19 protein-coding genes are annotated in these 19,352 nt (G+C 73.9%); 7 read left to right on the top strand and 12 right to left on the bottom strand.

The annotated features are described in order from the left end of the window. Position 1 precedes the first annotated feature (1 nt). Positions 2 to 457 carry a redoxin domain-containing protein gene (locus BJ983_RS24360; RefSeq protein ID WP_179796167.1) on the bottom strand — a complete coding sequence of 152 codons (456 nt, stop codon included), beginning with the start codon at positions 455 to 457 and terminating at the stop codon, positions 2 to 4. A 53-nt stretch (positions 458 to 510) separates the two neighbouring features. Between BJ983_RS24360 and BJ983_RS24355 the strand changes: the two genes are divergently transcribed. After that, the gene (locus BJ983_RS24355) at positions 511 to 1,059 is read left to right on the top strand and encodes a methyltransferase (protein ID WP_179796166.1); all 549 of its coding nucleotides are present in this window, start codon (positions 511 to 513) and stop codon (positions 1,057 to 1,059) included. A gap of 62 nt (positions 1,060 to 1,121) precedes the next feature. Here the strand turns inward: BJ983_RS24355 and BJ983_RS24350 are convergent, their stop codons facing one another. The 3 genes from BJ983_RS24350 to BJ983_RS24340 all read right to left on the bottom strand — a co-directional run bounded on the left by BJ983_RS24350 (position 1,122) and on the right by BJ983_RS24340 (position 3,267). After that, a complete protein-coding gene (locus BJ983_RS24350) occupies positions 1,122 to 1,604 on the bottom strand; it encodes a hypothetical protein (protein ID WP_218890455.1) in 483 nt (160 codons plus the stop codon). A gap of 258 nt (positions 1,605 to 1,862) precedes the next feature. After that, positions 1,863 to 2,768 (bottom strand): hypothetical protein, encoded by a 906-nt coding sequence (locus BJ983_RS24345; protein WP_179796164.1) that lies wholly within the window; start codon positions 2,766 to 2,768, stop codon positions 1,863 to 1,865. A gap of 97 nt (positions 2,769 to 2,865) precedes the next feature. Continuing rightward, positions 2,866 to 3,267, bottom strand: coding sequence for a DUF3224 domain-containing protein (locus tag BJ983_RS24340; protein WP_179796163.1), 402 nt, complete (start codon positions 3,265 to 3,267; stop codon positions 2,866 to 2,868). A gap of 69 nt (positions 3,268 to 3,336) precedes the next feature. Here BJ983_RS24340 and BJ983_RS24335 point away from each other — a divergent pair, with 69 nt between their 5' ends. Further along, positions 3,337 to 4,089: an SDR family oxidoreductase gene (locus BJ983_RS24335; RefSeq protein WP_179796162.1), complete on the top strand. Its 753-nt coding sequence runs from the start codon at positions 3,337 to 3,339 to the stop codon at positions 4,087 to 4,089. A gap of 8 nt (positions 4,090 to 4,097) precedes the next feature. Here BJ983_RS24335 and BJ983_RS24330 read toward each other — a convergent pair whose 3' ends face one another. Continuing rightward, positions 4,098 to 6,056 (bottom strand): HNH endonuclease signature motif containing protein, encoded by a 1,959-nt coding sequence (locus BJ983_RS24330; RefSeq protein ID WP_179796161.1) that lies wholly within the window; start codon positions 6,054 to 6,056, stop codon positions 4,098 to 4,100. Between the two features lie 109 nt (positions 6,057 to 6,165). On the opposite strand from BJ983_RS24330, the gene BJ983_RS24325 reads away from it, so the two are divergent. After that, entirely contained in the window at positions 6,166 to 7,743 is a 1,578-nt protein-coding gene (locus BJ983_RS24325; protein WP_179796160.1) for a glutamate synthase-related protein, read from the top strand. On the opposite strand, the gene BJ983_RS24320 is transcribed toward BJ983_RS24325, so the two are convergent. After that, on the bottom strand, positions 7,740 to 8,636 hold the full coding sequence (locus tag BJ983_RS24320; protein WP_218890453.1) for an ERCC4 domain-containing protein: 897 nt from the start codon (positions 8,634 to 8,636) through the stop codon (positions 7,740 to 7,742). The two genes, BJ983_RS24325 and BJ983_RS24320, sit on opposite strands and share 4 nt — an antisense overlap. 93 nt (positions 8,637 to 8,729) lie before the next feature. After that, positions 8,730 to 9,185, bottom strand: a complete 456-nt coding sequence (locus BJ983_RS24315; RefSeq protein WP_179796159.1) for a BLUF domain-containing protein — start codon at positions 9,183 to 9,185, stop codon at positions 8,730 to 8,732. A 313-nt stretch (positions 9,186 to 9,498) separates the two neighbouring features. On the opposite strand from BJ983_RS24315, the gene BJ983_RS32540 reads away from it, so the two are divergent. Beyond that, complete coding sequence (locus BJ983_RS32540) at positions 9,499 to 10,089, top strand: TMEM165/GDT1 family protein (protein WP_179796158.1); 591 nt, start codon at positions 9,499 to 9,501, stop codon at positions 10,087 to 10,089. On the opposite strand, the gene BJ983_RS24305 is transcribed toward BJ983_RS32540, so the two are convergent. Continuing rightward, positions 10,079 to 11,434, bottom strand: a complete 1,356-nt coding sequence (locus tag BJ983_RS24305; RefSeq protein ID WP_343054337.1) for a serine hydrolase domain-containing protein — start codon at positions 11,432 to 11,434, stop codon at positions 10,079 to 10,081. The two genes, BJ983_RS32540 and BJ983_RS24305, sit on opposite strands and share 11 nt — an antisense overlap. A gap of 53 nt (positions 11,435 to 11,487) precedes the next feature. On the opposite strand from BJ983_RS24305, the gene BJ983_RS24300 reads away from it, so the two are divergent. Further along, a complete protein-coding gene (locus BJ983_RS24300) occupies positions 11,488 to 12,441 on the top strand; it encodes a TIGR03557 family F420-dependent LLM class oxidoreductase (RefSeq protein WP_179796157.1) in 954 nt (317 codons plus the stop codon). Here BJ983_RS24300 and BJ983_RS24295 read toward each other — a convergent pair. The 4 genes from BJ983_RS24295 to BJ983_RS24280 form a co-directional block, all read right to left on the bottom strand. After that, on the bottom strand, positions 12,430 to 12,606 hold the full coding sequence (locus tag BJ983_RS24295) for a hypothetical protein (RefSeq protein WP_179796156.1): 177 nt from the start codon (positions 12,604 to 12,606) through the stop codon (positions 12,430 to 12,432). The two genes, BJ983_RS24300 and BJ983_RS24295, sit on opposite strands and share 12 nt — an antisense overlap. Further along, positions 12,603 to 14,072 (bottom strand): FtsW/RodA/SpoVE family cell cycle protein, encoded by a 1,470-nt coding sequence (locus tag BJ983_RS24290; RefSeq protein ID WP_179796155.1) that lies wholly within the window; start codon positions 14,070 to 14,072, stop codon positions 12,603 to 12,605. The genes BJ983_RS24295 and BJ983_RS24290 overlap by 4 nt, the downstream gene beginning before the upstream one ends. Positions 14,073 to 14,094: 22 nt before the next feature. Continuing rightward, the gene (locus BJ983_RS24285) at positions 14,095 to 15,483 is read right to left on the bottom strand and encodes an LCP family glycopolymer transferase (protein ID WP_179796154.1); all 1,389 of its coding nucleotides are present in this window, start codon (positions 15,481 to 15,483) and stop codon (positions 14,095 to 14,097) included. 136 nt (positions 15,484 to 15,619) lie between these two features. Continuing rightward, positions 15,620 to 15,970 (bottom strand): ArsR/SmtB family transcription factor, encoded by a 351-nt coding sequence (locus BJ983_RS24280; protein WP_179796153.1) that lies wholly within the window; start codon positions 15,968 to 15,970, stop codon positions 15,620 to 15,622. 106 nt (positions 15,971 to 16,076) lie between these two features. On the opposite strand from BJ983_RS24280, the gene mgtA reads away from it, so the two are divergent. After that, positions 16,077 to 18,689, top strand: a complete 2,613-nt coding sequence (gene mgtA, locus BJ983_RS24275; protein WP_179796152.1) for a magnesium-translocating P-type ATPase — start codon at positions 16,077 to 16,079, stop codon at positions 18,687 to 18,689. Positions 18,690 to 18,725: 36 nt separating this feature from the next. After that, entirely contained in the window at positions 18,726 to 19,325 is a 600-nt protein-coding gene (locus BJ983_RS24270; protein WP_179796151.1) for a methyltransferase domain-containing protein, read from the top strand. Positions 19,326 to 19,352 lie beyond the last annotated feature (27 nt).

Here is a 19,352-nt window from a genome sequence, read left to right as displayed (position 1 = left end):
ATCAGTCCAGGTCCGCCAGGACCCGGCGGAGGTCGGCGACGGTGGCGAAGCCGAACCCGACGGTATGCACGTGGCGGTGGCGCAGGAGGCCGTCCTCGTCGACGACCATCACCGAGCGCCGCGTCCCCACCACCGGGACCGCCGCCCCGTACGCCGCGGCCACCGTGAGGTCGGGATCGGAGAGCAGCGGGACGGTGAGGTCGTCCCGCCGGACGAAGCGGCGGTGGGACTCCAGGCCCTGGCCGTTGATCCCGACGACGGTGGCGCCGAGCTCGTCCAGGGCGTCCTGGTTGGCCGCGTAGGAGCGGAACTGGCGAGCGCAGACCGAGCCGCGGTCCATCGTGTAGAAGAGCAGCACGACCCGCTCGCCACGGTGCTCGGAGAGGGTGAAGGGGCCGTCCGTGCCCTCGAGCGTGAAGTCCGGGGCCGGCTGCCCCACCTCGGCTGCTCCGTTCACAGCAGCGCACTATAAGTTGACTCACGCCGACGACCCCGACCGGTGGGACCTCCATGCTCTGGATCGCGCTCGCGGCCCTCGCGGGGGCCATCGCGGTCAACTGCGTCGCGGTGTGGACCCAGAAGCGCCACCGGTTCTACGACCGGGTGTTCGGACGCCGGGCCTGGCCCGCCCACATCGCCCTGCTGGTCGCCGTGTGGGGCGCGGCGATCGTGCTGATCGTGGTGCTGGTGCTGGAGGGCCCGGAGATCTCGTGGCCGCTGCCGGTGTGGGTGCGACCGATCGGGCTGGCGGTGAGCCTCGCCGCCACCCTGATCTTCGGGCAGGCGATCCGGGCCCTGGGCGCCCAGGCGCTGTTCAACGGCAACTTCTTCGGGCGGGCCCGCTTCGCCGAGGGCGGCATCTACGGCCGGCTCCGCGACCCGATGTACGTGGCCTACACCCTCAGCTTCGTCAGCCTGGCGCTGCGCGAGGCCGACGCGGTCTACCTGCTGTTCGCGCTGGTCAGCCTCGTGGGGCTGCAGGGCGTCGAGGCCCGGGTGGAGCGGATCGACGTGGCGGCCGCAGTCGCGGCGTCGCGGCCCTCCCCCGGAGGTTCCTGACGTCGGGCCGACCCGACTTCAGCGGCATCCGGTGCTGTCAGCTCATCCCGGTGCCACTGAGATCAGTTCGTCGTCTCGATGGCCGGGGAGTCCGCCATCTCGGCCTCGGAGAAGACGACGGTGTTGCGCATCGACCCGATCCGGATGCCGTACGCGTCCTCACCCGTGGGCACGCCGGAAACGGTGAAGGAGAACGTGCAGTCGGTCGCGTAGCCGTAGCGCCCGTAGGCGCTGGTGCTGTCGGTGGTGACCTGCCCGCTGTCGAGCCTGCCCGTGGCGACGAGCGCGCCACGCCCGTCCACGACCGTGACCGGCGTGCCCGGCGCATACAGCCCCGACCAGCATTCCGCCCCGCTGGCTAGCGGCGCGCTGCCATGCGCCGTGAACGCGCCCTGCACCGTCATCGTCCCGGGCATCGCGAGCGTGGCCAGCAGGATGACGGCGGAGAGGACGAATCCGCCCAGGACCGCGAAAGCGATCCGCGGGTGCCGGCGGATCGGCGGTGGAATCTCGTGCAGCCCGTTCGGGCCGAACGCCTCCTCCAACCGCCGACCGAGAGGCGTCCTGGCCCCTGTCGGTCCGCCGCCGTGGGCCCACGCCATCCCGAGTCCGGCCGGCGCCTCCGTGGGGTGCAGGTAGGCGGAGGTCAGGTGGGCAGAGGGGAACGGAGCGGCGGGCGGGGCCCAGCCCTCGGGGCGGGCGTGGCGGCCGCCGACCGCAGGGCGCTGGATCGGAAGTCGGACGGTGGGAGCGTCGTCGCGGGCGAGGGTGTTCATGGTCGCGATCTCCTTCTCGCAGGCGTCTCAGGACCGCGGCACGGTGGTGCCGGCGGGACCGCCCGAGTGCGACAGCTTCTTCGCGAGGCAGTCGTCGGCGGGGAAGCCCTGGGCGTCGCACCAGGCGTTGGCCGCGGCCGCCGTCGTGAAGGACTGCGGGTAGACGACCACCCAGTAGTCGCTGCCGTTGAACACCGGCCAGTCGCCGGACCACAGGACGGCCGCCGACGGGTAGCGAGCGGCGAGCGAGGAGTAGTGGGACAGGATCGACGCGTCGTCGTAGGTGATGCCGTCGGCCTTCGTGCCCTCGTGCTTCGCCGACAGCTGGGGCACCCAGGAGCCGACGACACCCTCCACCGTCGACCGGTCCGACTCCACGAGGCCCTGCAGGGTCGCGGCGGCCGCGGAGTCCGTTCCGGACGACGGGTCGGTGCTCGTCCCGGTGTCGGTTCCGCTCGACGCCTCCCGCGCGACCGGCACGCCGACCGTCACCGTCGGCACGGCGACCGGGGCCGGCACCGCGACCGTCGTCGGGTCGGCGGGCCGCAGAGCCAGCAGCAGTCCGAGAGCGAGCAGCACGGCGGCGACCGCGGCGGAGACCCCCGCGACGATCCACGGCGCGTTCGAGCGGTGCGGGGTGACGGCCGGCCCGGGGTGGGTCATCGGCATCGGCGGGTGACCGAACGGGGCGGCCGTCATCGGCACGGCGACGTTCGGGAGTGACGCCATGGGGCTGGGCGGCCTCGGCGCGGGCGGCGGGGTGGGCATCGCCGCGGGCGGCGGGGTGGGCATCGCCGCGGGCGCCGGGTAGCCCGGCCCGGCCATCGCCGGGACGCGCGGGGCGACCGCGGTTCGGCGCGCGCCGCAGCTCACGCAGAAGTGCAGATCCGGAACCAGCGAGGCCCCACACCGGCAGCGCGCCATCACGATCATCCCCCGACGACCTGGTCGGGTGACTCCCGACCGTTCACCCTCTGCATCGGTGCAGCGAGACGCTCGTTAGCCGTTGCCACTCGAACGAGTGACGTTCTCAGTTCAACTCGTAGTCGAAGTCCACTAGGTGTGTGCCGTCATCGTCGACCGTGAGGCTCCCGCCCCCGTGGATACCGGTGAGGTCGCCGGTCCCGCTGCCCGCGACGATGCGGAAGAACGTGTCGCTGCGGTCGGTGCCGCCGGTCGAGGCGGAGTGCACGTAGGCGAACGTCCCGCTCCGCCCGTCGAGCGTCCCCTCGAACGCCTCGAGCGCGACGTAGGTCCCGACCTCGCCGCCGTACGCCGAGGTGAAGACCGTCGCCGAGTGCCCGGTCACCCCTCCGGCGTAGGTCTTGGTCATCCGGGCGACCCCGATCGGGAGGGCAGTCTCGACCGGTGGGGCCAGGGGGACGTCGACGGCCTCGAAGAGGGTCACCTCGAAGGTGCCGCTGGTCTGCATGACGCGGACGCTAGGGACGTGGCCCATCGTCGGGATTGAAGATTCGCGACCCCGTGCCAGGGTGACGCCATGGTCAGCCACACCGCGCCCGGGATCGCCGTCGTCACCGGAGCGGGCTCCGGGCTGGGACGGGTGATCACGCGGGCCCTGCTCGACGACCGGTGGCGGGTCGCGCTGGCCGGTCGCCGGACGGAGGCGCTGGAGGAGACGGCCGGTGGGCGCGACGACGCGCTCGTCGTTCCGACCGACGTGGCGGACGCCGACGCCGTGGCGGCGCTCTTCCGGGCCGTGCTCGACCGGTGGGGGCGGCTCGACCTGCTCGTGAACAACGCCGGGATGACCGGACCGGTGGGCACCCCCGACGAGGTCGACGTGGAGGGCTGGAACGCGACGGTCGGGGTCAACCTCACCGGCTCGTTCCTCTGCGCGCGCGAGGCCTTTCGGATCATGCGCGCCCAGGACCCGCAGGGCGGACGCATCGTCAACAACGGCTCGATCGCGGCGCACGTCGGACGGCCGGGCGGAATCGCCTACACCGCGACCAAGCACGCGATCACGGGGATGACGAAGACGATCGCCCTGGACGGGCGGCCGTTCGGGATCGCCTGCGGGCAGTTCGACGTGGGCAACGCCGCCACCGACATGACCGCCCGCATGCGGGAGGGGATCGTGCAGCCGAACGGCGAGCGGATGGTCGAGCCGACCTTCGAGGCCGAGCACGTCGCCGACGCGGTCCGCTACATGGTCGGGCTGCCGCTCGACGCGAACGTCCCCTTCCTGACGGTCATGGCGACGACGATGCCCTACCTCGGCCGGGGCTGAGTCGACCCTCAGAAGGGTGGGTCGTCGTCCTGCGCGGGTGCTGTCGTTCGGCGGGCGGGGCGGGTGGCGTGCAGGTATTCGAGGGTGCCGCCCGCGGTGCTCGAGACGTGGTCGCGCTGGTCATAGTGGTCGGTCCGGTCGTGGGTGCGGTGGGCGGGCATCGGGTCGGGTAGGGGGCGAACGACGCGACTCTCGGTGTGGTGGACGGTGCCGGTGGGGTCGGAGATGGTAAACCGGCCGGGGGCCGGTTGTTCGTGCGTCCAGCCGCAGGCATGTTTGGCGCGGTGGTCGGCTGTGCAGAGGTTGGCCAGGCCGTCGGCGCGGGTGCGGCCGCCGTCCTGCCAGTCGCGGGTGTGGTCGTGTTCGCAGCGCCGGGCGAGGGTGCGGCAGCCGGGGGCGACGCAGACGGGGTCGCGGGCGTCGATCCAGCGGGCGAGGGCGGCGCCGGGCAGGCGTCGGTCGCTGTCGCGGCCGGTGGTGGCGGGGTGCTCGTCGGGCCCGGCGGCGCGGGATCGGTGGTAGGCGGCGAGCAGCGCGACCAGCCACGGGTCGTTCTGTCCCTGTTGTTCGAGGGCGTCGAGCAGTGCCGCACCGGCGGTGATCTGCACGGTGCGTCGGCGGTGTCGGGGGTCGCGGTCGGCGTGGGGTGGGGCGCGCAGGGCCAGGAGGTGGGTGAGGTGGCCGTGGTCGTCGTGGACGAGGACCTGCCAGGTGGCGGCGCCGAGGTCGTGGGCGCGGCGGCGGGCGATCTCGGGCAGGGTGCCGCCGAGGGCGGGTAGTTCGGCGGGATGATCGTCGTGGCCGAGCATGGTCGACAGCCGCATCCGCAGCGCCACCTCGGGGAGGTAGGGCTCGACCGTGGGCTCGCGTCGACCGATCCTGCGATCTGGAAGGTCTCTCCCGGAGCGGGCCGGTGCAGCACCGCCGAGCGGGCCGGCGTCGTCCGGACCCTGATCGTCCGGGCCCTGGTCGTCGAGGCCGTGGTCGTCCGGGCCGTCGCCATCCGAGCCGCCTTCGGAGGGGCTGTCGTCGGGTGGCCCTCCACCGTCGGGGCTGTCATCCGAGCCGTTGTCGTCGGGCCCGGGGGTGTCGTTCGGGCCAGGGCTGCCGGGGCCGTCGAAGCCTGCGGGTGGCGGCCCGGCGCCGTCGAGTTCGGCGACGATGGCGTCCTGCACGCCCGGGTCGTCGAGGCCGGCGAGGGTGCCGTCGAGCAGCCGGGTGAAGATGCGGGCGGAGATGAACCCGATCCCGAGGTCGACCCCGAGCCACGCCAGCCGCGCCTGCACCGGCCCGGCCAGCGCGTCGAGGTGGGCCTTCGCGTCCTGGGCCAGATCCGGGGGCAGGTCGTAGCCACACAGGTCGACCGCCCCCGACGGTGAGGGGCGGGTCGCCACCCGCGCCCGGGCGACCGCCGCCGCGAGCCGTGCCGCCGCCCACGCCGGGTCCAGGGCGCGGGCGACCTCGAGGATCCGTTCCCGCAGCGCCTGGTAGGCCAGCCCCGGCGCCTCGGGCAGCACGATCCGGATCACCTCGGCGATCTGGTGGTCGGCGAGGCCCTCGGTGGCCGCCTCGAAGATCTCGGCCTTGCGCTGCTCCAGCTCACCGCTGGACATCGCCGCGCCCAGGGCGGGGTGGGCGTCGAGCACGAACAGCGCCAGCCCGTAGCGGGCCGAGGCGGTGATCGCCGACCAGCCCAGATTGGCCGCGACGACCCGCGGCGCGAACCCGTCGTCGAGGACCCGGCGACACGTCCCGGCGCGGGAGCGGCAGGTCTGGCGGACCGCGTCGAGGAACACCGCGTCGTCGTGGTTGCGTTGCCGGAAACTCGCCCGCAGCCACGCCGCGACGTGCTCGCCGGGCAGGTCGGACACCGTCACCGCCGCCAGCGCCGCAGCGAGTACCGGCCCGGCGGGGACCCCGGCGAACGGGTCCCCGCCCGGGGTCTCGGTGAGCACGACGGCGGCCATGGTTCGAATACTAGTTCGAGGGTCCGACAATCACGGACGATTCGCCCACCGGCACCGTCGTCCCCCTGCTCAGCGCGCCCGCGACCCGACCCCGCCCTAACGTGATCACGTGCTGGCCTTCTTCATCCTCGGGTTCCTCGTGGTGCTCGGGGCGCTCACGGTCCTCGCGGCGGCGGTCGGCTCCGCGGCGTGGTGGGTGCTGCTCGGGCTGATCGGCGTCCTGCTCGTCGTCGGGGTCGTCGACGTGGTCCAGACCCGGCACTCGATCCTCCGCAACTACCCCGTGATCGGGCACCTGCGGTTCCTGCTCGAGAAGATCCGCCCCGAGCTGCAGCAGTACTTCATCGAGCGCAACGTCGACGGACGCCCCTTCCCCCGCGACACCCGCACGATCGTCTACGAACGCGCCAAGGGGATCGCCGGGGAGAAGGCGTTCGGCACCGAGCTCGACGTCAACGCGGTCGGCTACGAGTACCTCGTGCACTCCGCGGCCCCCGCTGACGAGCCGGCGCAGCCGCACTACGTCCGGGTCGGCGGGCCGGACTGCACGAAGCCCTACGACATGGCGCTGCTCAACGTCTCGGCGATGAGCTTCGGGTCGCTGTCGGCGAACGCGATCCGAGCCCTCAACGCCGGGGCCGCGCTCGGCGGCTTCGCCCACGACACCGGCGAGGGCGGACTGTCGAAATACCACCTCGAGCGCGGCGGGGATCTGATCTGGGAGCTCGGCAGCGGCTACTTCGGCGCCAGGCTTCCCGACGGCGGGTTCGACGCGGCCCAGTTCGCCGACAAGGCCTCCCACCACGCGGTGAAGTGCGTGTCGCTGAAGCTGAGCCAGGGCGCCAAGCCCGGGATCGGCGGCGTGCTGCCCGGCCCGAAGGTGACCCCCGAGATCGCCGAGGCGCGGGCCGTCCCGGTGGGCGAGACCGTCACCAGCCCGTCCCGGCACACCGCCTTCTCCACCCCACGGGAGCTGGTGCGCTTCATCGCGCACATGCGGGAGCTGGCGGGCGGCAAGCCCGCGGGCTTCAAGCTGTGCGTGGGCACCCGGGTCGACGTGCTCGCCGTCGTGAAGGCCATGGTCGACGAGGGCACCACGCCGGACTTCATCGTCGTCGACGGGTCCGAGGGCGGGACCGGTGCGGCGCCGCTGGAGTACGAGGACCACATGGGGACGCCGCTCACGGAGGGCCTGATCCTGGTGCACAACGCGCTGGTCGGCGCGGGCCTGCGCGACCGCGTGCGGATCGGGGCCTCGGGCAAGGTCGCCACCGGCACCGACATCGTCAAGCGGCTCATCCAGGGCGCGGACTACACCAACTCGGCGCGGGCGATGATGATGGCGACCGGCTGCATCCAGAGCCAGCGCTGCCACACCAACCAGTGCCCGGTCGGCGTCGCGACGCAGGACCCGAAGCGGGCCCGGGCGCTCGTCGTCGACGACAAGCTGCACCGGGTCCACCGCTACCAGCGGGCCACCGTCATGGAGGCGACCCGCATGACCGCCTCGCTCGGTGCCTCGTGCCCCGCCGAGCTGCACCCGCGGATGCTCCGGCGCCGGATCACCCCGACCGACACGCGCTCCTACGCCGAGCTCTACGAGTGGCTGCGCCCCGGTCAGCTCCTCGCCGAGCCGCCGATGGGCTGGGTCGACGACTGGGAGCGCGCGGACCCCGACCGCTTCTAGTGCGCGGACCGGTAGGCCGCCCAGACCTCCGGACGGAGCCGGCCGCGGTCCGGCACCTCCCACCCGGCGGAGCGCGCCCACGACCTGACCTGGGCCGTCGTCGGCTCCCGCGCGGGGCCGGCGGTCCCGAGTTCGGACGCGGCGCCCGGGATCCGCGCCCCGATGACCGCCTCGTCCTGCGCCCAGGTCCACGCCGCGGCGAGGAAGCGGTAGGTCCACTCCTCCGCCAGGCCCCGGGTGTCGGTGAAGACGATCGGCACCCCGGGGTAGCGCACGGCGAGCTCCGCGATCCCGTCCGCGACCAGAGCGGGCCGCACGTACTCCAGCGCGAAGACCTTCGAGTAGCGCTCCTCCACGACGACGGCCGCGCGGGGCAGCGTGGCCAGCTCGGCCACCGCGTGCCGGAGCGTCGAGTTCGTCAGGCTCGACACGAGGTCGGGCAGCGACTTCCGCTCGACGGCCGCGACGACCCGCCCGTCGACCTCGACGCCGTAGTCCCCGCAGCGCAGGGTCCGCTTCGTCGTACGGACCTGTTGCCCGGAGAACCGGTAGGCGTAGCGCTCGTGGGAGTCGACGAGGATCTCCAGCTCCGCCTCGGTGCCGGCTGCCCGCGCGGTCGGCGTGCGGACCTGCGGGCGCGCCTGCTTCCGGGTGTTGGGCGACTGCCAGAACACCATCTCGCGCCCGCGGGCCCGCGTGTGCACGATCTGCGATCGCCGTTCGGTGCGGCGGTCGGCGATCACGTCGATCGCCGCGCCGGTCCGGGAGCAGGACACCAGTGGCACGCGCTCGACGACCTCCGGATCCTCCGGCCACTCGTCGAGCCCGACCGGGTGGCAGTAGAGCGCCTTCGTCCGGGGGCCACGTCCCCGACGTGCGGAAGACGAGCCCACCCGCCGTCGGGACCCGGAGCAGGAAGGGAAGCGTCGAGTCCGGGTCGGGGTTGCGGGCGATCAGGAGTTCCGCCACCCGGTCGACGGTAGTGGTCAGCCGCGGATCTGCTCGCGCATGGCGTCGAGGGCGGCGTCCTGCTCCGCCGTCGTGGGCCGGGGTGCCGCCGGGGAGATGCCGCCCTTGTCCTTGTTCATCAGCAGGGGGATGTCCGGCTCGCCGTCCTCGGTGACCCGTGCCATCGACCACCGGCCGAACACGCGGGCGGCCGTCCCGGTACCGAGCATCTCGACGCGGTCGTGCCGGGGGTCGCGCTCGATCACGTCGTAGAGCTCCCGCACCGCGGTCTCGTCGCCCTCGAGCGTCTGGACGACCTGGTCCTCCCACACGAGCAGGGCGCCGGTGATGCCCGACTTCGTGTTCTTCGAGCGCGCGGTGCTGAAGATGGCTCCCAGCTCGGCCTTGCGGTCGTGCGGCGGCACGCGCAACCGGCTCCGGTAGGTCAGGCGGAAGACCTGATCGCCGTCGGCGCCCGCGGTGGTGTCGGCCATGTGCCTCGTCCCCTCGTGGTGGAGCACCCGTCGGCGGGTGCCACCCGACGCTAGCGGCGGATGAGTTGTGTCACATCAAATCGTCGCGATGTGCAGATGCTGACGCCGGTGATCGCGAGGCGTGGACCCGAGGAGTACGGTTCGTTGCCGAAGCGAAGGGGAGTAGCCCCCCGCACCGGTGTCGACATGCTGGCGGTCCTCCGCCCGGCCCGGTGGCCCCGATCCGGGGTGGGCGAGACCTTCGGTGCCCCAGCCGTCCCGCGCGGCCGCACCGAGGTCGGTCCGGTCGCGTGACGTCCCGAGAGGTCCAGCCGTGAGCCTCGCCGTCGCCGGCCTCGTGTTCGCGATCATCTTCCCGGCCGAACTGCCGGACAAGACCGCCCTCGCGAGCCTGATGCTGGGCAGTCGGTACGACCCGCGACCGGTGTTCGTCGGGGTCGCCGGCGCCTTCCTGGTGCACGTCTGTCTCGCCATCGCCGCGGGCAGTCTCATCGCCCTGCTCCCGCACCGGATCGTCGAGGGCGTGGTCGGGGCGATGTTCCTGATCGGCGCGGTCCTGCTGCTGCGCGGGGCGCGCGGCGAGGACGCGGGCGAGGAGGAGCCGACTCCCGGCTCGTCGTCGGTCGCCGGTTGGCGGGTCGCCGCCACGAGCTTCGGCATCATCCTCGTGGCGGAGTTCGGGGACCTCACCCAGATCGTCACCGCCAACCTCGCGGCGCACTATCGGGACCCGCTCGCCGTCGGGGTCGGCGCGACCCTCGCGTTGTGGGCCGTCGGCGGCCTCGCGATCCTCGGCGGCCGCAAGGTGCAGCGGATCCTGTCGCTGACCTGGCTCACGCGGATCGCCGCGGTGGTCATGATCGTCCTGGCGGGGTTCAGCCTGGTCTCGGCCGTCAGCGGGTAGCGCCCCACCCGTCGTCGGGAACACCTCCGGGGATGACCTCGCCGGGGGCGTAGGGCTCGCGGGTGAACACGAAGCTGCCGAGGTCGAGATGGCTCACCGACCCGTCCGCGTGCCGGACCGCGCGGAGGGTCTCCCCCGCGTAGTAGCCGTCGAGGCCGACCCACGTCCCGTCCGGGCGCGGCGAGAAGCGCGACGCCCGCGCCCCGCCGCCGAGCCCGCCGACGGTCAGCTCGTCGGTGCCGCGCAGACGCAACGCGATCGGTGCCGCGCCCCAGTACCAGGGCCCGAGCAGCGCCAGGACCTCCTCGGTCACGACGGCGGGTCGCCACGGCTCGGGCAGGAGCGGCTCGCGCTCGGCGACGATGCCGATCAGCTCGGCCACGAGACCACCGATCGCCGGTCCGGACGTGGCGTTGGCGAAGGCGACGGCCGCGAGGTCCTCGGCGGGGTCGACCCAGAGCGTCGCGACGAAGCCCGGCATCGACCCGGTGTGGCCGGCCAGCGCCCGCCCGGAGTGGCGGAGCAGCTGCAGCCCCAGGCCGTGGGAGCGGTCGGCGTCCCCGGCCTCGGACGGCGCCGAGGGGCGGCGCATCTCCTCGACGGTGCGTGCGGAGAGCACCCGGTCGTCGCCGTGCAGGAGGAACGCGCCGAAGCGGGCGAGGTCCGCCGTCGTCGACCACATCTGACCGGCGGGCGCCATGAGCGCCGCATCGTGGGCCGGTTCGGGGTGCAGGAGATCGGCCCACGGGTGGACCGCCCAGCCGTGCGCGTGCGGGGCGGACGGGTGGTAGGTCGTGCGCGTCATCCCGATCGGCTCGAGGATCTCGGTGCCGACCGCGGTGAACCAGTCGTGGCCGCGCAGGTGGCCGACGAGTGCTCCGAGCAGGCCGTACCCGACGTTCGAGTAGTGGTGGCGACGACCCGGCGCACGCAGCGGCGGCTCCGCGACGAGGCTCGCGAGGTCGGGCCGGACGGACCCGTCGGAGCGCTCCCACCAGGGAGCACCGGTCTCGGCCGGCAGGCCGGAGGAGTGGGCGAGCAGCTGCGCGATCGTCGCGTCGGCGACCGGGGTGTCGGGCAGGTGGTCGCCGAGGCGGTCGTCGAGCGCGAGCCGGCCCTCGTCCCGCAGGCGGAGCACCAGCACCGCGACGAACGTCTTCGTGATGGACCCGATGCGGTACTGGGTGTCGTCGGTGGGCGGCGCGCCGTCGACCTCTCCGCGCCCGCCGCTCCACAGCACCGTGGCGCCCCGCGACACCGCTCCCACCATCGAGGGCGCCCGGCCACGGGACTGTTCGACGGCGAGGCGGTGGGTCAGGGCGTGGGCGGTGGTGTCGAGAAGCACCGGCCCAGTGTGGATCAGGTGGTCGACGCGCCGGTGTCGGGTAGCCGCCGGCCATGACCTCCTACGGCTACTTCCTCTCCAGCGAGCAGTACTCGCCGCGCGAGCTCCTCGACCAGGCCCGCCGCGCCGAGGACGCCGGGTTCGAGCGGCTGTGGATCTCCGACCACTTCCACCCGTGGAACGACGCCCAGGGCCAGAGCCCGTTCGTGTGGGGTCTGCTCGGCGCCCTGAGCCAGGTCACCTCGCTCCCGGTGACGACCGCGGTGACCAGCCCGATCATCCGCATCCACCCGGCGATCCTCGCGCAGGCGACCGCGACCGCCTCGGTGCTGCTCGACGGCCGCTTCGTCTTCGGCGTCGGCACCGGCGAGGCGTTGAACGACCACGTCCTCGGCGACCCGTGGCCGCCGGTCGGGGAGCGCTTCGAGATGCTCGAGGAGGCCATCGGGATCATCCGGCGGATGCACGAGGGCGGCGTGGTCAACCACCGCGGCAAGCACTACCGCGTCACCGACGCCCGCATCTACACGCTCCCGGAGCAGCCGGTCCCGATCTACGTGTCCGGCTTCGGCGAGCAGGCCACCGAGCTCGCCGCCCGCATCGGGGACGGCTACTGCGGGGTCGCCCCGGACGCCTCGCTGCTGGAGACCTACCGGTCCACGGGCGGGCAGGGCCCGACGCAGGGCGGCACCAAGGTCTGCTGGGGCGACGACCGCGAGGCCATGATCGACCACGCCCACCGGATGTGGCCCAACGACGGCTTCCCGGGTCAGCTCGCCCAGACCCTGCCCCGGCCGTCGGACTTCGAGGACGCCGCACAGCTCCTGGCGCGCGACGCCGTCCCCGGTCTGTTCTCCTGCGGATCCGACGTCGACGAGCACGTCGGGCAGCTCCGCTCCTACGCCGACGCCGGGTACGACGAGGTCTACGTGCAGCAGATCGGCCCCGACGTCGAGGGCTTCTTCGCCGCGTACGCGAAGGAGGTCCTGCCCGCGCTACGGGGCTGAGTCGGTACGGGCCGAGTCGTCACGGGCCGGGTCGTCGGACCGGCGGCCCGCCCGCCGGCCCCGCAGCCACTCCAGCCACACCGGCCCGAAGATCGGGACGGCGATGAGGAACAGCACGAGCAGCGGGATGCCGGCGAAGACCCCGGCGCCCTCCCAGTAGGTCACGATCGCTCCAGATCGGGTCGGGGACTCATGACGGTCGCCGCGTGCGCCAGCGGGACCGACGGCGCGGCAGGGCGCTCGATCGGCCGACGCACCTGGTGGGAGATCCGCAGCAGGACGGCGACCAGGACGTAGTTGGCCAGCAGGGACGAGCCGCCGTAGGACAGGAACGGCGCCGTCAGGCCGGTCTCGGGGATCAGGTCGGTCACCCCGCCGACCACGATGAACAGCTGCAGGGCCAGGGAGAACGACAGGCCCGCCGCGACCAGCGTGGAGAACGGGTCCCGGGCGGCGGTCGCGGTCCGCAGGCCGCGTCCGATGAGCAGGAGGAACACGCACAGGACGGCGGTGAGACCCGCCAGCCCGAGCTCCTCCCCCAGCGCGGCGATGATGAAGTCGGTGTTCGCGAGGGGGACGAGGTCCGGGTGACCGGCCCCGAGCCCGGTGCCGAGCAGACCGCCGTAGGCCAGCCCGAACAGCCCCTCGGAGAGCTGGTAGCCGGTGTTGGCGAAGTCCGCGGTCGGGTCCGCCCACACCGCGACACGGACGCCCACGTGGGCGAAGAGGTGGTCGGCGAGGATGCTGGAGCCGACGAAGAACCCGAGCCCGATCAGCACCCACGAGACCCGCTCGGTGGCGATGTAGATCATCGCGAGGACGATCCCGAAGAACAGCAGGGACGCCCCGAGCTCCTTCTCCAGCGCGAGCACCCCGACCGCGGCGAGCCACGCGATCAGCAGCGGCGCGAGGTCCCGCGGCCGCGGCAGCTCCATCCGCCCGAGCCGCCGACCCGCCGTCGCGAACAGCGCGCGCTTCTCCACCAGGAAGGCCGCCGCGAACACGATGATCGCGAGCCGCGCGAACTCGCCGGGCTGCAGCGAGAACGGGCCGATCCGGATCCACAGCTTCGCGCCGTTGACCTCGGAGATGCTCGACGGCAGCAGCCCGGGCAGCACCAGCAGGACCAGCCCGACCAGGCCGAACAGGTAGCCGTAGCGGGCGAGCACGCGGTGGTCGGGGAGCCGCCAGAGGACCACGACGAGCAGCACCACGGCGCCCGCGGCCCAGGCCAGCTGCCGGGGGGCGTCGGCCGAGGGTGCGGCGTCGCCGGCGAGCAGCGCGTCGGTCACGGCCCCGAGGTCGAGGCGGTGGATCATGACGAGGCCGATCCCGGTCAGCAGGGCGACGCACGGCAGGATCAGCGGGTCCGCGTAGGCCGCCCACCGCCGGACCGCGAGATGCGCCCCCGCGAAGAGCGCCAGGTAGGCGAGCCCGAGGTAGCCCAGCGTCCAGCTCAGCTCGTGCTGCTGGTCCAGCTCCACCGACACCAGCGACGCCGTGGTGATCGCGGCCGCGAGGACGAGCAGCGCCAGCTCGGTGCGGCGCCCGGTCGGGGGCGCGGGGGTTCCCGACGACGGGTCGGGGCGGCTCGTGTCCGCCGCCCCGGCGGGACGGTCGCGGACGGTCACGACGGCCTCCTGCGGGGCGCGGTCAATCGACGCACGGGACTCCTCCGGCCTGGACGGGGCCCCCGGAGGGGCCGGCGGCGGACGCGGTGGACGGTGCGGCCGGCGGGCGGTAGCCCGTGCCGAGCACGATCCGCAGGTGTCCCGCGGTGAGCCCGGGGTCGGTCGCCGTGGTGACCCCGCCGCCGAGCAGGGAGGCGGCGAGCGTGGCGGCGGCCGCGTCCCCGGGGGCGGCGACGACGGTGGAGGCGGCGCGGTCGGTGACGGTGCCGGTCGCCCCGGGGCTGAACCCGTGCCCGACGAGCATCGTCTCCGCCGAGGCGGCCTCGCCCGGCGTCCCCGAGGCGTTGTCGACCTGCACGGTGGTGCCCGCCGCGGCGGTGGGATCGACGGGCGGGGCGGGCGCCGCCGGCGGGGCCGGGGGTGCGGCGGCCGCCGCGATCTGCTGACGGATGAACGCCTGCACGTGCGCCGGGTCGACCTCGTTGTCGTCCTCGTCGTTCGCCTGCACGTAGCCCTCGATCGGGAGCGTGTAGAAGGCGGCGTCGCCGCTGGTGAGGTTGGACGCGGAGGCGGCGAAGGACAGCACGTCGAACCCCTGGTCGAGGACCACGTCGCGGTGGGCGACGTCGAGCAGCGCGGCGAGCTTCGACGGGTCGGTCCACGTGCCGGCCGCGGTGACCTGGTGCATCGCGGAGGACAGGAACGCCTGCTGGCGGTGGGTCCGGTCCAGGTCCCCGTTCGTGAGCCCGTGCCGCTGCCGGACGAAGGCCAGGGCCTGCGAGCCCGTGATCTGCTGGACGCCCGCGGGGAAGTCGGCCCCGGAGTACGAGTCCTGCACGGCGTGATTCAGGCAGACCGTGACGCCCCCGAGCGCGTTCGCGAGGTCGTAGAAGCCCGCGAGCGTCACCTCGGCGACGTGGTCGACCGGCAGGCCGGTGAGGGTCTGCACCACCCCGACGGTCGCCTGCCGGCCCGCGGCGCGACCGGCCTGTTCGAGGGTGGCCGGGTCGGTGACGCCCTGGGCGGTCATCCGGTCCTCGACGGCGGCCTTGGTCACCCCGTACGCCTGCTTGATCTTGTCCGGCCGGTAGCCCGGGATCGGGACGAGGTCGTCGCGCGGGATCGAGAACGCGGTGACCTTGCCGCCGTCGTCCGGGACGTGGAGCAGGATCAGGGTGTTGGTGTTGTAGCCGCCCTCGTTGCCGTCTCCCGCGTGCAGCGCGTCGAGGACGGCCGTCGGCAACGGCCCGCCGTCCTGGTCGCGCCGGGTGTCCAGGCCGATGAGCAGGATGTTCGTCGAGCCGTCGGCCGAGTGCGACCCGGTCGTCAGGGACGTGAGGGACGTGCCGGTGAGCGACCGGTCGAGGGCGTAGCCGGTCCCGCCGGCGAGCAGCACGAGGGCCGAGCACACCGTGGCCACGATCCGGCCGACGCGCACCCCGCGCGGACGGGGCGCGGTCGTCGTCGGGGGGTGGGGAACGGGACCGACCGGCGGACGGGGCGGGTGGGGGCGGGACGACCCCCGACCGACCGGGCGGCGCCCGGCGTCAAGCACCACGGCGTCGCCGGCGGGCGGGCGGGGTCTGGCGCAGCTCCTCGTGGTGGGCCACCGCGCCCCGGACGAGGTCGACCACGTGCGGGTCGTCCACGGCGTAGATCTGCCGCTTGCCGTCCCGACGCGCACTGACCAGGCCGGCGAGCCGGAGCTTCCCGAGGTGGTGGCTGACGGTGGCGACCGACTGCCCGGTCAGCTCGGCCAGCGTGCCGACGTCGCGTTCCTCCTGTGCGAGCAGCCAGACGAGCTCCACGCGCACGGTGGCGGCGAGGAGCCCGAACGTCCCGGCGGCGTCCTGGACGACGGCCGGGTCCGGCCGTTCCCCGGGTCCCGGTGGGGCCATGCGCTCCTCCTCGATCGACGTGAGCCACCATACTTGCACGATCGTTTGACTGTTCCGTGGACGCGGGGTCTACTGATCATCGCTCGACCGGCGACAGGGACCGACCATGCCGACCCACCCGTCCACCAGCCCGCCCACCGGCGCGCTGCCCGACACCGCCGCGCTCACGCAGGCCGCGAGCGCGTCGGCCTTCGAGGTGCTGCGCACCCTCGACACCGGACCGCACGGCCTCACCGAGGCCGAGGCCGCCCGCCGTCAGGACACCCACGGCGAGAACACCGTCGACCTCGAGCCGGCGACGGCCCCGCTCGCCGCGACCTGGGCGGCCCTGCGCAGCCCGTTCGTCGCCCTGCTCTCCGGGCTCGCCGTCGTGTTCGCCGCCGTCGGCGACGTCCGCGGCGCGGTGACGGTCGCGGTCATGGTGCTGGCCTCGGTGGCCTTGCGCCGCTGGCAGCAGGTCCGGTCCGACCGGGCGGTGCGCGCGGTCGGCGCCCGACTCGTCACCACGGTGACCGTCCGGCGACGTGCGGACGACGACGCCGACCCGTGTCCGCGCGAGGTCCCGCTGTCCGACGTCGTCCCCGGCGACGTCGTCCTCCTCGGACCCGGCGACGTGGTCCCCGCCGACCTCCGACTCGTCACCGGCGCGGACCTGTTCGTCGACCAGGCCGTGCTCACCGGCGAGACGCTGCCGGTGGCGAAGTCCGCGACCGGCGCGTGCGACGGCGGCCCGGAGGACGCGGCCGTGCTCTGCCTGGCCGGGTCCGAGGTGGTCGCCGGGACCGCGACGGCCGTGGTCGTCGCCGTCGGCGGCGCCACCTACTCGGGGGCGCTGGCCCGCCGGGCCGGGCGTGAGCGGCCGGAGTCGTCGTTCGACCGCGGGGTCCGCGGGGTGAGCCGGACGCTCGTGCGCTTCATGCTCGTGCTGGTCCCGATCGTGTTCGCCGTCAACGGCACCGTGACCGGGGACTGGGAGCAGGCGCTGCTCTTCGCCACTGCGGTGGCGGTGGGCCTGACGCCGGAGATGCTTCCCGTCGTCGTCACCACCGCCCTCGCGCGGGGGGCCCGCCGGCTGGCCCGCGCCCACGTGATCGTCACCCGGTTGAACGCGGTGCAGGACCTCGGTGCGGCCGACGTGGTGTGCCTGGACAAGACGGGCACGCTCACCGAGGAGCGGCTCGTGGCCACGCACAGCCTGGACCCGTGGGGACGTCCCGACGACGAGGCCGCGGCCTACGCGGTGCTCGCGGTCCGGTCCCAGATCGCGCCGGCGGGCCGGCTCGACGAGGCGGTGCTCGACCAGCTCGCCGACCCGACGGACCCGCTCGACGACGCCGTCTACTCCCCCGAGGACGAGATCGGCTTCGACCAGGTGCGCCGCCGGGCCTCGGTGGTGGTCCGCCGCCAGGACGGCGAGCGGCTCATGATCACGAAGGGCGACCCCGACGAGGTCCTCCCGCGGTGCTCGCAGGCGCGGGTCGAGGGCGACGCGGTCGAGCTGGACGCGGGTCGCCGGTTCGCCGCGCACGACCTCGCCCGCGCCCACGCCGACCAGGGCCTGCGCCTGCTCGCGGTGGCGGCGAAGCGGCTGCCCCGGCTCGGCGCGGTGGACGAGGCCGACGAGCAGGACCTCACGCTGGTCGGCTTCGTGGGCTTCGTCGACCCGGTGCGCGAGAGCGCCCCCGCGACGGTGCGCGGCCTTGCGGAGCACGGCGTCGAGGTCCTCCTGCTCACCGGCGACAACCGCCACGTCGCCGCCCGGGTGGCCCACCAGGCGGGGATCCCCGCCTCCGAGGTGGTCGTCGGGGAGGACCTCGACGCGCTCGACGACGTCCGGCTCGCGCGCCTGCTCGAGCGGGCGCGGGTCTTCGCCCGGGTCACCCCCGCCCACAAGGTCCGGGTGGTCACCGCCCTGCGGGGCGCAGGCCGAGTGGTCGGCTTCGTCGGCGACGGTGTGAACGACGCGCCCGCGCTGCGGATCGCCGACGTCGGCATCGCGCCCGACTCGGCGACCCCGGCCGCGAAACGCGCCGCCGACCTCGTCCTCACCGACCCGGACCTCGCCGTCCTGGCGGCGGGCGTGGTCGAGGGACGCCGGACCCTCGGCAACACCCTGAAGTACGTCACGATCACGGCGAGCTCGAACTTCGGCAACGTGCTGGCCCTGGTCGCGGCCGCCGTCCTCCTGCCCTTCCTGCCCATGCTCCCGCTGCAGCTCGTGGTGCAGAACCTGCTCTACGACGCCGCGCAGCTGGCGTTGCCGTGGGACCGCGTCGACCCCGAGTACACCGCGCGGCCCCGCCGGTGGGACACTTCCGAGCTCGTCCGGTTCATGCTGACGTTCGGACCGCTCTCGTCGCTCTTCGACCTCGCCACCTTCGGGGTCCTGTGGTGGGGCCTCGACGCCTCCGGTGCACCCGCACAGTTCCGCGCCGGCTGGTTCGTCGAGGGCCTGCTCACCCAGCTCGCGATCGTGCTCGTGCTGCGCACCCGCGGCGCGCCCTGGCGTCGTCTCCCCCGCCGTCCGGTGGTGCTGGCCGCGCTCGCCGTGGCCGTGACCGGGCTCGGACTGAGTTTCGGGCCCCTGGCGGGTGCGCTCTCGATGCAGAACCCGCCGCCGGTCTACCTGCTGTGGATCACCGTCGCGGTGCTCGGCTACGCCGGCCTCGCGCAGGCACTCAAGGCCGTCCACCTCCGCCGACGGGGCCGCTGGCTCTAGGCCCACCCGACGGTCGTGCGTCTAGGGTCCCGCCGCGTGAACCCCTGGTCGGAGCACGTCGTCCCCCGCGTCACGGACCTCGTCCTCGGTCGCTCTCCCGTGACCCGGCTGCGGGAGCGGGCGCTGGCGCCCGCGCGCGGCGTCGTGCTCGACCTCGGCTCGGGGTCGGCGCCGAACCTCCCGCTCATGCCGCCCGCCGTCGGGAAGGTCCTCGCGGTCGAGCCGTCGATGACGGCGCGCCGCCTGGCCCGGCGGCGGACCGGACCGCCGCTCGAGTACGCCGGGCTCGACGGTGCGGCGCTGGACCTGCCCGACGACGCCGTGGACACCGTCGTCTCCACGTTCACCCTGTGCACCATCCCGGACCTCGACGCGGCCCTGCGCGAGGCACGGCGGGTGCTGCGCCCGGGCGGCCGATTCCTGTTCCTCGACCACGGGCTCGCCCCCGATCCCGGGGTGCAGCGGTGGCAGCACCGGTTGACGGGCGTGCAGCAGAGGCTCGTGGCCGGCTGTCATCTGGAGCGGGCCGTCGACCGCCGGATCACTGCCGCGGGCTTCGAGATCGAGTCGCTGGAGCACGCCCGGATGCCGGGACCGTCGGTCATCTCCCATCTCTACCTCGGGTGTGCCGCCTGACACGGAGGGGTTGGAACCGGACGCCGT

It is taken from the genome of Actinomycetospora corticicola, assembly GCF_013409505.1.
Lineage (GTDB): Bacteria > Actinomycetota > Actinomycetes > Mycobacteriales > Pseudonocardiaceae > Actinomycetospora > Actinomycetospora corticicola.
This window is presented reverse-complemented; position numbering and strand designations above follow the sequence as displayed.